This window comes from Bacillus sp. SN1 (assembly GCF_002796895.1).
GTDB lineage: Bacteria > Bacillota > Bacilli > Bacillales > Bacillaceae > Bacillus > Bacillus inaquosorum.
The window spans coordinates 840,194-852,165 of record NZ_PHIE01000001.1 but is presented as its reverse complement, the minus strand read 5'-3'; the positions used below and the strand labels follow the sequence as shown (position 1 = coordinate 852,165).

The window sequence follows — 11,972 nt, the reverse complement described above, 5'->3', positions numbered from 1 at the left end:
CTTTGTGTTCCCTATTTTTAAAACTATATTTACAAACCTTTTTTTCTCTTGCATAATAGAAAACGGCAATGTTTACACTTGGAGGTTATCATGGAAAAACCAAAATACAAACGAATCGTATTAAAGCTTAGCGGGGAAGCATTGGCAGGAGAACAGGGTAACGGAATTAACCCAACTGTCATTCAATCCATTGCAAAGCAAGTGAAAGAAATCGCTGAGCTTGATGTCGAAGTGGCTGTTGTAGTAGGCGGCGGCAACTTATGGCGCGGAAAAACAGGAAGTGACCTGGGCATGGACCGTGCAACTGCTGACTATATGGGAATGCTGGCGACAGTTATGAATTCGCTTGCTCTTCAAGACAGCTTGGAAACACTCGGAATCCAGTCCAGAGTGCAAACATCCATTGAAATGAGACAAGTTGCTGAACCGTACATAAGAAGAAAAGCGATACGCCACTTAGAGAAAAAACGTGTCGTTATTTTCGCTGCGGGTACAGGAAACCCATATTTCTCAACTGATACGACAGCTGCACTGCGGGCTGCTGAAATTGAAGCAGACGTTATTTTAATGGCGAAAAATAATGTTGACGGTGTGTATAATGCTGATCCTAGAAAAGATGAGTCTGCTGTTAAGTATGAATCACTTTCTTATCTTGACGTTCTAAAAGACGGCCTGGAAGTCATGGATTCAACAGCATCATCTTTATGCATGGATAATGACATTCCGCTTATCGTCTTTTCTATTATGGAAGAAGGAAATATCAAACGTGCCGTTATCGGTGAATCAATCGGAACGATCGTGAGGGGGAAATAACGTGTCAAAAGAAGTATTAACTCAAACAAAAGAAAAAATGGAAAAAGCAATTGCTGCTTATCAGCGCGAATTGGCTACAGTACGTGCAGGCCGTGCAAATCCATCTTTATTAGATAAAGTAACGGTTGAATATTACGGAGCACAGACACCTTTAAATCAGCTGTCTTCTATTAACGTGCCTGAAGCTCGTATGCTCGTTGTAACGCCATATGATAAATCAGCAATCGGCGATATCGAAAAAGCGATTTTAAAAGCTGATTTAGGCCTTACGCCAACAAGTGACGGCAACATGATTCGAATTGCGATTCCGGCATTAACAGAAGAAAGACGCAAAGAATTAGTAAAAGTTGTGAAAAAATATGCTGAAGAAGCGAAAGTAGCTGTCCGTAACGTTCGCCGTGATGCTAACGATGATCTCAAAAAACTTGAGAAAAACGGAGACATTACTGAGGATGAACTGCGTGCTTCAACTGAAGACGTTCAAAAACTGACAGATGAATATGTGTCAAAAATTGACAGTGTCACAAAAGACAAAGAAAAAGAAATCATGGAAGTTTAATGAAAAACTATGTACAATAGATAATAGTGAAAAGACCCTCTCATGTTTACAGGGGGTTTTTTTGTTAATACTGTTGATTACATCGGTTATCAGCAGGGAATGCAACCTTTTTGGGTGACGGAGGAATCTCATGCTCAACATACTCAAAAATTGGAAGAACCAGCAAACTGCGGCTTCCAACTTAGAACGTTATACAAAAGAAGACATACTTAAGGGAGAAATTCCCGAACACATCGCCATTATCATGGATGGAAATGGCCGTTGGGCTAAAAAACGCTCTCTTCCCCGAATTGCAGGCCACCATGAAGGAATGAAGGTGGTAAAAAGGACAACGAAGCTTGCGAACGAACTAGGTGTCAAAGTACTGACATTGTATGCATTTTCAACAGAAAACTGGAAGAGGCCGAAAATGGAAGTCGATTTTTTAATGAAGCTTCCAGAAGAATTTTTAAATACGTATCTTCCAGAGCTTGTAGAGGAAAATGTACAGGTTCGGATCATAGGAGATGAAACGGCTTTGCCGGCGCACACATTACGTGCGATTGAAAAGGCTGTAGAGGATACGGCGCAAAACGACGGAATGATCCTTAATTTTGCTCTCAATTATGGAGGCCGTACTGAAATTGTCACTGCTGCAAAAGCACTCGCGGAAAAAGTGAAGGAAGGCTCTTTGGATATTGAAGACATTGATGAATCGCTTTTTTCTAATTATTTAATGACTGAATCTTTGCAGGATCCTGAACTTTTAATTCGAACGAGCGGCGAGATTAGACTGAGCAATTTTATGCTATGGCAGGTTGCCTACAGTGAATTTGTCTTTACTGACGTCTTGTGGCCTGACTTTAAAGAAGATCACTTCTTACAGGCGTTAGCAGAATATCAGCAGAGGGGCCGGAGGTTTGGCGGAATTTAGAGGATGGTGGACATGAAACAAAGAATTTTGACAGGTGTTCTGGCAGCAATTGTATTTTTATTTTTGGTTATTGTCGGGAAATTGCCGTTCACCATATTAATTTATGCTATGGGCAGTGTGGCGCTTTTTGAGCTTTTACGGATGAAAAAGCTGAAGCTGGTTTCACTGCCGGGTTTGATCAGTCTTTTATTATTGTGGATGTTCTTATTGCCAAGCCAGTATTCGTTTTTTGAAGCGAATGGTATATCAAAAATGGAAATCGCTTTGTTTGCGGTACTGCTTTTGCTGACTTACACAGTGTTGGTGAAAAACACCTTTACTTTTGATGAAGTCGGGTTTATTACGCTTGCAGCAATTTACATCGGAATGTGCTTTCATTATTTTATAGAAATCAGAAATCTTGACCAATACGGGTTAACATACATTTTTTACGCGTGTGTTGTGATTTGGTCCACTGATTCCGGTGCATATTTTGTCGGGAAAGCGCTTGGTAAGCGAAAACTGTGGCCTGAAATCAGTCCGAATAAAACAGTGGAAGGATTTGCAGGCGGAATTGTCATCGCACTTGTACTGGCGACGATTTTTCAGCTTTTTGCACATCTTCCGATCCCGTATATCTATCTGCTTTTGATCACGCTGTTTTTGTCTGTTTTCGGACAACTTGGAGATTTAGTGGAATCCGCCTTGAAAAGACATTACGATGTAAAGGATTCTGGGAAGATTCTTCCCGGGCATGGCGGTATATTAGACCGTTTTGACAGTTTCTTGTTTGTCATGCCTTTCTTGTACTTTCTGCTTGCCCTTTTTTCATAAAAAAGTCTAATATGAATATGAGACTGATCATGCAGCAAAAAGAATAGGAGTAGTGGCAGCTTTGAAAAATATTTGTCTTTTAGGAGCAACAGGATCAATCGGCGAACAGACTCTTGACGTATTGCGTACGCATCAAGATCAATTTCAGCTGGTATCTATGTCGTTTGGCAGAAATATTGATAAGGCCGTACCAATTATTGAGGCCTTTCAGCCGAAGTTTGTCTCTGTCGGTGATCTGGATACATATCATAAATTAAAACAAATGTCTTTTTCTTTTGAATGCCAAATCGGGCTGGGAGAAGAAGGACTGATAGAAGCAGCAGTGATGGAGGAGGTTGACATTGTTGTCAACGCCTTGCTCGGAAGCGTCGGTCTTATCCCGACGTTAAAGGCAATTGAACAGAAAAAAACAATTGCGCTTGCAAATAAGGAAACTCTTGTCACTGCAGGGCATATAGTAAAAGAACATGCTAAGAAATATGATGTTCCGCTGCTGCCTGTTGACAGTGAGCATTCGGCAATTTTTCAAGCCCTTCAAGGCGAACAGGCTAAAAACATTGAACGCCTCATCATTACGGCATCCGGCGGAAGCTTTCGGGACAAGACGCGGGAGGAGCTCGAATCAGTAACAGTTGAGGATGCATTAAAACACCCGAATTGGTCAATGGGTGCAAAAATTACGATTGATTCGGCTACAATGATGAATAAGGGATTAGAGGTGATCGAGGCACATTGGCTATTCGATATACCATATGAACAAATTGATGTAGTTTTACATAAGGAGAGCATCATCCATTCAATGGTTGAGTTTCATGACAAAAGTGTGATCGCACAGCTCGGAACTCCGGATATGAGAGTTCCAATCCAATATGCGCTCACTTATCCTGACCGGTTGCCATTACCAGATGCGAAAAGGCTTGAATTATGGGAAATCGGCAGCCTCCATTTTGAGAAAGCTGATTTTGACAGGTTCCGATGCTTACAATTTGCTTTTGAATCAGGTAAAATAGGAGGAACAATGCCGACAGTGTTAAATGCGGCAAATGAAGTAGCTGTCGCTGCCTTTTTAGCCGGCAAGATACCGTTTTTGGCTATTGAAGACTGTATCGAAAAGGCACTATCCCGCCATCAGGTAATGAAAAAACCGAGCCTGGCGGACATTCAAGAAGTGGACAAAGATACCCGGGGATACGTCAATTCAATACTCACATAAGGTGGTATGTTCGTGAATACAGTTATAGCGTTTATCATTATTTTCGGAACGCTCGTTTTCTTCCATGAACTGGGCCATTTATTGCTAGCCCAAAGAGCGGGAATTCTCTGCCGTGAATTTGCGATCGGCTTCGGTCCAAAAATTTTTTCTTTCAAAAAAAATGAAACAGTTTATACGATCAGGCTGCTTCCGGTCGGCGGATTTGTCCGTATGGCAGGCGAAGATCCGGAAATGATTGAGGTGAAACCCGGTTACACGGTCGGGCTTCTCTTTAATAAAGAAGATCAAGTTGAGAAAGTCATCATCAATCAAAAGGAAAAATACCCGGATGCTTTAGTCATTGAAGTGGAAACAGCGGATTTAGAGCATGACATGAAGATCACCGGCTATGAACAGGGGAAAGAGGATGAGCTTTCCAGCTTTACTGTCAGCGAAACATCCTTTTTCATTGTAGACGGAGAAGAAGTACAGATTGCGCCGTATAATCGCCAATTTGGTTCCAAACCTGTGTGGCAGCGGATTAAAGCGATTGCTGCAGGGCCGATTATGAACTTTATTTTAGCTTACGTCATTTTAGTAATGCTTGGACTTGTTCAAGGCGTGCCGTCAAATGAGCCTGTGCTCGGGCAGCTGACTGACAATGGACGGGCGGCAGAAGCAGGGCTAAAAGAAGGGGATTACATCCAAAGCATTAACGGTGAGAAAATGAGGTCTTGGACTGACATTGTCTCCGCTGTAAAAGAAAACCCGGAAAAAGAAATGGATGTTGCAGTAAAAAGAGATAACAAAACGCTTCATATTTCAGTGACTCCGGAAGCTGTGAAAGATGAGAGCAAAAAGACAATCGGACGTTTCGGTTCCTATGCGCCGACTGAAAAAGGCGTTCTCTCAGCAGTTACTTACGGCGCGACATCAACAGTTGATGTCACCAAAGCCATTTTAACCAACTTAAGCAAATTAGTAACAGGCCAATTTAAACTTGATATGTTGTCAGGTCCTGTCGGCATATATGATATGACAGACCAAGTGGCGAAAACGGGGTTAGTTAACTTATTCCAGTTTGCTGCGTTTTTAAGCATTAACCTTGGGATTGTCAACTTGCTTCCGATTCCGGCACTTGACGGAGGAAGGCTGTTATTTCTATTTATTGAAGCGATTCGGGGCAAACCGATTAACAGAGAAAAAGAAGCATTTGTTGTGTTTATCGGGGTAGCTTTCTTAATGCTTCTTATGCTGGTCGTCACATGGAACGATATCCAGCGGCTGTTCTTGTAAATGAAAAGTAAATCAATCAGAGGTGCGAAGAAATGAGACAAAGCTTGACGCTTATTCCTACGCTCCGTGAAGTTCCAGCTGATGCCGAAGCAAAAAGTCATCAGCTTCTTCTGAGAGCAGGATTTATCAGACAGAATACGAGCGGGGTATACAGCTATATGCCTCTTGCGTATAAGGTGATTCAAAACATTCAGCAGATTGTTCGTGAAGAAATGGAGAAAATTGATGCCGTAGAAATGCTTATGCCCGCATTGCAGCAGGCTGAGACATGGCAGGAATCAGGCAGATGGTATACGTATGGTCCTGAACTGATGAGACTAAAAGACCGTCATGGCCGTGAGTTTGCTTTAGGGGCAACGCATGAGGAAGTTATCACTTCACTTGTTCGCGATGAGGTTAAATCCTATAAGCGTCTCCCTCTGACTCTGTATCAAATTCAGTCTAAGTTCAGAGATGAAAAACGTCCTCGCTTTGGTTTGTTAAGAGGCCGCGAATTTATTATGAAGGATGCGTATTCTTTCCATGCATCTGAAGAGAGCCTGGATGAAACGTATCAAAAAATGTACGAGGCCTATTCTAATATTTTTGCCCGCTGCGGCATTAATGTAAGACCTGTCATCGCCGATTCAGGCGCAATGGGAGGAAAGGATACGCACGAGTTTATGGCACTGTCTGCAATTGGAGAGGATACAATTGCGTATTCTGATGAATCACAGTATGCGGCGAATATCGAAATGGCTGAAGTTCTTTATCAAGAGGTCTCTTCTGATGAAGAGCCTAAAGCTTTAGAGAAAATTCACACGCCTAACGTGAAAACAATCGAAGAACTGACTGCGTTTTTACAGGTTTCCGCTGAAGCCTGCATTAAGTCAGTATTGTTTAAAGCAGATGACCGTTTTGTCTTAGTGCTTGTAAGAGGCGACCATGAAGTCAACGATATTAAAGTGAAAAACTTGCTTCATGCAGAAGTTGTGGAGCTTGCCTCACATGAAGAGGTCATTCAGCAGCTCGGAACAGAGCCAGGATTTGTCGGCCCTGTCGGTGTCAATCAAGATGTTGAAGTATATGCCGATCATGCTGTGAAAGCAATGGGCAATGCTGTTGCCGGTGCGAATGAAGGAGATCATCATTATCAAAATGTCAACGTGAACCGTGATGCGCAAATTAAAGAATTTGCCGATCTTCGATTTATTAAAGAAGGTGATCCTTCACCGGACGGTAAAGGCACAATCCGCTTTGCGGAAGGAATCGAAGTCGGACAAGTCTTTAAACTCGGAACACGCTACTCAGAAGCGATGAATGCGACATACTTAGACGAAAACGGACGCGCGCAGCCAATGCTGATGGGCTGTTACGGAGTAGGTGTGTCAAGAACGCTTTCTGCTATTGCTGAACAGCATCACGACGAAAAAGGATTAATATGGCCAAAAAGCGTTGCGCCGTACGATCTTCATATTCTTGCTTTGAACATGAAAAACGATTCGCAAAAAGAGCTTGCTGAAAAGCTGTATGCCAATTTAAAAGCAGAAGGCTATGAAGTGCTCTATGACGACCGTGCTGAACGCGCCGGCGTAAAATTCGCTGATTCAGATCTAATCGGCCTTCCAATCCGCATCACTGTCGGGAAACGTGCGGACGAAGGAATTGTCGAAGTGAAAATCCGTCAAACGGGTGAGTCAACTGAGGTTTCAGTAGACGAATTATCTGCTTTTATCAGCAAGCAGTAATCACCATAACGATTTATCAAAAAAACATGTTAAAATAGAAATAATAGAAGGTACCTCATTGCCTGAGGTACCTTCACTTATGATGTTTTTAGGGAGGGATACTGTCTGAATGGAACAGTTATCAGTAAACAGAAGGCAGTTTCAAATTCTTCTGCAGCAGATTAATATGACAGATGATACCTTCATGACATACTTTGAAGATGGTGAGATTAAAAAGCTGACGATACACAAAGCGACAAAGTCTTGGCATTTTCATTTTCAATTTAAATCTTTGCTGCCTTTTCAAATATATGACACATTAACAATGAGGCTGACGCAATCGTTTGCCCACATAGCAAAAGTGACATCATCAATCGAAGTGCAAGATGCAGAGGCCAGCGAAAGTCTTGTACAAGACTACTGGTCACGCTGCATTGAAGAATTGCAAGGCATTTCGCCGCCGATTATCAGTCTATTAAACCAGCAAAAACCGAAGCTGAAGGGCAATAAACTGATTGTCAAAACAAAAACGGATACGGAAGCTGCTGCACTTAAGAACAAATATAGTTCCATGATTCAAGCAGGCTACCGTCAATTTGGTTTCCCGGACCTTCAACTTGATGCCGAAATATTTGTATCCGAGCAAGAAGTTCAAAAGTTTCGGGAACAAAAGCTTGCTGAAGACCAAGAGCGGGCCATGCAAGCGCTGATTGAAATGGAGAAGAAAGACAAAGAAAGTGATGAAGATCAAGCGCCATCTGGGCCTCTTGTCATCGGTTATCAAATTAAAGATAACGAAGAAATCCGGACACTTGACAGCATCATGGACGAAGAACGGAGAATTACGGTTCAGGGTTATGTGTTTGATGTGGAGACCCGAGAGCTGAAAAGCGGGCGCACGCTATGCATCTTCAAAATTACAGACTACACAAATAGTATTTTAATCAAAATGTTTGCACGTGAAAAAGAAGATGCGGCCCTGATGAAGTCTCTGAAAAAAGGAATGTGGGTAAAAGCACGCGGAAGTATTCAAAATGACACTTTCGTCAGAGATCTCGTCATGATCGCAAATGACGTAAATGAAATGAAAGCGAAAACCCGCGAAGATACGGCTCCTGAAGGAGAAAAAAGAGTGGAATTGCACCTGCATTCCCCGATGAGCCAAATGGATGCTGTGACGGGTATCGGAAAGCTTGTCGAACAGGCAAAAAAATGGGGGCATGAGGCCATTGCTTTGACTGACCATGCTGTCGTTCAATCCTTCCCTGATGCGTATTCTGCCGCCAAGAAGCATGGAATTAAAATGATCTACGGGATGGAGGCGAATCTTGTTGATGATGGCGTGCCAATTGCTTATAACGCTGCACACCGTCTGCTTGAGGAAGAAACATATGTTGTTTTTGACGTCGAGACGACAGGACTGTCTGCTGTATACGATACCATTATTGAGCTGGCTGCAGTAAAAGTAAAAGGCGGAGAAATTATTGATAAATTTGAGGCGTTTGCGAACCCGCATCGTCCGCTTTCAGCCACAATCATAGAGCTTACTGGCATCACCGATGATATGCTTCGCGACGCTCCGGATGTCGTAGACGTGATAAGAGATTTCAGAGAATGGATCGGCAATGATATCCTTGTCGCTCATAATGCGAGCTTTGATATGGGATTCTTAAATGTAGCCTATAAAAAGCTTCTTGAAGTCGAAAAAGCTAAAAACCCAGTCATTGATACGCTTGAGCTAGGCCGTTTTCTCTATCCGGAATTTAAGAACCACCGTCTGAATACACTCTGTAAAAAGTTTGATATCGAACTCACACAGCACCACCGTGCGATATACGATACTGAAGCGACGGCTTATTTGCTCCTGAAAATGCTGAAGGACGCAGCTGAAAAAGGCATTCAGTACCATGATGAGCTGAATGAAAATATGGGACAGTCCAACGCTTATCAAAGATCAAGACCGTATCATGCAACATTACTTGCTGTGAACAGCACGGGGCTTAAAAATTTATTTAAGCTTGTGTCACTTTCTCATATTCATTATTTTTACAGAGTGCCTCGTATTCCGAGATCTCAGCTTGAGAAATACAGGGAAGGGCTTCTGATCGGTTCGGCCTGTGACAGGGGAGAGGTTTTTGAAGGGATGATGCAAAAATCGCCTGAAGAGGTTGAAGATGTCGCGTCATTCTATGATTATCTTGAGGTTCAGCCGCCTGAAGTGTACCGTCACTTGCTAGAGCTTGAGCTGGTCCGTGATGAAAAGTCGCTGAAAGAAATTATTGCGAATATCACGAAACTGGGTGAAAAGCTTAATAAACCGGTTGTTGCTACGGGAAATGTTCATTACTTGAATGATGAGGATAAAATCTACAGAAAGATTTTAATATCCTCTCAAGGCGGGGCCAATCCGCTGAACAGGCATGAACTGCCGAAAGTGCATTTCAGAACTACAGACGAAATGCTTGAAGCATTTTCTTTCTTAGGCGAAGAAAAAGCGAAGGAAATCGTTGTCACCAATACCCAAAAGGTTGCTTCTTTAATTGATGACATCAAGCCAATTAAAGATGATTTGTATACACCGAAAATCGAAGGCGCTGATGAAGAGATCAGAGAAATGAGCTATCAGCGTGCAAGAAGCATTTACGGCGAACAGCTGCCTGAAATTGTGGAAGCGCGGATTGAAAAAGAATTAAAGAGTATCATTGGCCACGGTTTCGCTGTTATTTATTTGATCTCTCACAAACTTGTAAAACGTTCACTAGATGACGGGTATCTCGTAGGTTCCCGTGGTTCCGTAGGGTCTTCATTAGTTGCGACGCTTACTGAGATCACTGAAGTGAACCCACTGCCGCCGCACTATGTCTGTTCTGAATGCCAGCATTCTGAGTTCTTTAATGACGGTTCTGTCGGTTCCGGTTTTGACCTGCCTGACAAGACATGTCCTCATTGCGGAACGCCTTTGAAAAAAGACGGCCATGATATTCCGTTTGAAACGTTCTTAGGATTTAAAGGGGACAAAGTACCTGATATCGATTTGAACTTCTCGGGGGAATATCAGCCGCAAGCACACAATTACACAAAAGTATTGTTCGGAGAAGACAATGTATATCGTGCGGGAACAATAGGCACTGTTGCAGAAAAAACAGCTTATGGTTATGTAAAAGGCTATGCCGGAGACAATAACCTTCACATGCGCGGGGCCGAAGTAGATCGGCTCGTACAGGGATGTACAGGTGTAAAACGGACGACTGGACAGCACCCTGGGGGTATTATTGTCGTTCCGGATTATATGGATATTTATGATTTTTCACCAATTCAGTTCCCGGCAGATGCCACGGGTTCGGAGTGGAAAACGACTCATTTTGATTTCCACTCCATTCATGACAACCTGTTGAAACTCGATATTCTCGGTCACGATGACCCGACCGTCATTCGGATGCTTCAGGACTTAAGCGGAATTGATCCGAAAACAATTCCAACAGATGATCCTGAAGTGATGAAGATCTTCCAGGGAACCGAATCACTCGGTGTTACAGAAGAACAGATCGGCTGTAAAACGGGCACTCTTGGAATCCCTGAATTCGGAACCCGATTTGTCCGGCAGATGCTTGAAGACACAAAGCCGACAACTTTTTCCGAGCTCGTTCAGATTTCGGGCTTGTCTCACGGAACTGATGTATGGCTCGGCAATGCGCAAGAGCTCATCCACAATAATATTTGTGAGCTGAGTGAGGTTATCGGCTGCCGTGATGACATTATGGTTTACTTAATCTATCAGGGCCTTGAGCCGTCCCTTGCCTTTAAAATCATGGAATTTGTGCGTAAAGGAAAAGGATTAACGCCTGAATGGGAAGAAGAAATGAAAAATAACAATGTCCCAGACTGGTATATTGATTCTTGTAAAAAGATTAAATACATGTTCCCGAAAGCCCACGCCGCAGCTTATGTATTAATGGCAGTCCGCATTGCTTACTTTAAAGTCCATCACGCGCTTTTGTATTATGCGGCTTATTTTACCGTTCGTGCAGACGATTTTGATATTGATACAATGATCAAGGGTTCTACAGCAATCAAGGCTGTAATGGAGGATATTAACTCTAAAGGACTTGATGCTTCACCGAAGGAAAAAAACCTTCTGACTGTTTTAGAATTAGCGCTTGAAATGTGTGAAAGAGGCTATTCATTCCAAAAAGTCGATTTATATCGCTCCAGCGCTACAGAGTTTATTATTGACGGCAACAGTCTTATCCCGCCGTTTAACTCCATTCCTGGATTAGGGACGAACGCCGCTCTGAACATTGTAAAGGCTCGTGAAGAAGGTGAATTCCTCTCGAAAGAAGATTTACAGAAGAGAGGGAAAGTGTCAAAAACGATTCTAGAGTATTTAGATCGTCATGGCTGCTTGGAATCACTGCCTGATCAAAACCAATTGTCACTGTTCTAACATGGAAAGCAGAATTTCTCTGGAAATTCTGCTTCTATGCATACATAGGCGTAAAAAGTGCCATCGTAACATTAGAGTCTCTGTTATTTGCTTAGGTATGAAGGTAAGCGTATATCCATTTGCAATAAAAATATGGTTATGGTATAGTTTTATTGGAAATGCTAACGATTACCGAGGCAAAGAGTGGGGAAACCCGCTCTTTTGTATTGAACAAGAGAATTTTGTCTCGACATGTT

Annotated in this window: 8 protein-coding genes; all 8 read left to right on the top strand. The window is 42.6% G+C overall.

The genetic code is table 11. The annotated features are described in order from the left end of the window. The first annotated feature begins 90 nt into the window (after nt 1-90). The 8 genes from pyrH to CVV77_RS04010 all read left to right on the top strand — a co-directional run bounded on the left by pyrH (nt 91) and on the right by CVV77_RS04010 (nt 11,736). Entirely contained in the window at nt 91-813 is a 723-nt protein-coding gene (gene pyrH / locus CVV77_RS04045; RefSeq protein WP_003238510.1) for a UMP kinase, read from the top strand. A 1-nt stretch (nt 814) separates the two neighbouring features. After that, on the top strand, nt 815-1,372 hold the full coding sequence (frr, locus tag CVV77_RS04040; RefSeq protein ID WP_003238508.1) for a ribosome recycling factor: 558 nt from the start codon (nt 815-817) through the stop codon (nt 1,370-1,372). Between the two features lie 130 nt (nt 1,373-1,502). Then, complete coding sequence (locus CVV77_RS04035) at nt 1,503-2,285, top strand: undecaprenyl pyrophosphate synthase (RefSeq protein ID WP_003238507.1); 783 nt, start codon at nt 1,503-1,505, stop codon at nt 2,283-2,285. Between the two features lie 3 nt (nt 2,286-2,288). Next, a complete protein-coding gene (gene cdsA, locus CVV77_RS04030) occupies nt 2,289-3,098 on the top strand; it encodes a phosphatidate cytidylyltransferase (RefSeq protein ID WP_080010796.1) in 810 nt (269 codons plus the stop codon). Between the two features lie 61 nt (nt 3,099-3,159). Continuing rightward, the gene (dxr, locus tag CVV77_RS04025; RefSeq protein WP_100274702.1) at nt 3,160-4,311 is read left to right on the top strand and encodes a 1-deoxy-D-xylulose-5-phosphate reductoisomerase; all 1,152 of its coding nucleotides are present in this window, start codon (nt 3,160-3,162) and stop codon (nt 4,309-4,311) included. Between the two features lie 6 nt (nt 4,312-4,317). Continuing rightward, nucleotides 4,318-5,586 (top strand): RIP metalloprotease RseP, encoded by a 1,269-nt coding sequence (gene rseP / locus CVV77_RS04020; RefSeq protein ID WP_100274701.1) that lies wholly within the window; start codon nt 4,318-4,320, stop codon nt 5,584-5,586. 32 nt (nt 5,587-5,618) lie between these two features. Continuing rightward, nucleotides 5,619-7,313: a proline--tRNA ligase gene (gene proS, locus CVV77_RS04015; protein ID WP_100274700.1), complete on the top strand. Its 1,695-nt coding sequence runs from the start codon at nt 5,619-5,621 to the stop codon at nt 7,311-7,313. A 109-nt stretch (nt 7,314-7,422) separates the two neighbouring features. Then, nucleotides 7,423-11,736 carry a PolC-type DNA polymerase III gene (locus tag CVV77_RS04010; protein WP_100274699.1) on the top strand — a complete coding sequence of 1,438 codons (4,314 nt, stop codon included), beginning with the start codon at nt 7,423-7,425 and terminating at the stop codon, nt 11,734-11,736. The last annotated feature ends 236 nt before the right edge of the window (nt 11,737-11,972 follow it).

What these genes read in the sequence shown, in the direction of transcription:
- pyrH (WP_003238510.1), top strand. Translation starts at nt 91, where the DNA reads ATGGAAAAACCAAAATACAAACGAATCGTATTAAAGCTTAGCGGGGAA.
- CVV77_RS04035 (WP_003238507.1), top strand. Translation starts at nt 1,503, where the DNA reads ATGCTCAACATACTCAAAAATTGGAAGAACCAGCAAACTGCGGCTTCC.
- cdsA (WP_080010796.1), top strand. Translation starts at nt 2,289, where the DNA reads ATGGTGGACATGAAACAAAGAATTTTGACAGGTGTTCTGGCAGCAATT.
- rseP (WP_100274701.1), top strand. Translation starts at nt 4,318, where the DNA reads ATGTTCGTGAATACAGTTATAGCGTTTATCATTATTTTCGGAACGCTC.
- proS (WP_100274700.1), top strand. Translation starts at nt 5,619, where the DNA reads ATGAGACAAAGCTTGACGCTTATTCCTACGCTCCGTGAAGTTCCAGCT.
- CVV77_RS04010 (WP_100274699.1), top strand. Translation starts at nt 7,423, where the DNA reads ATGGAACAGTTATCAGTAAACAGAAGGCAGTTTCAAATTCTTCTGCAG.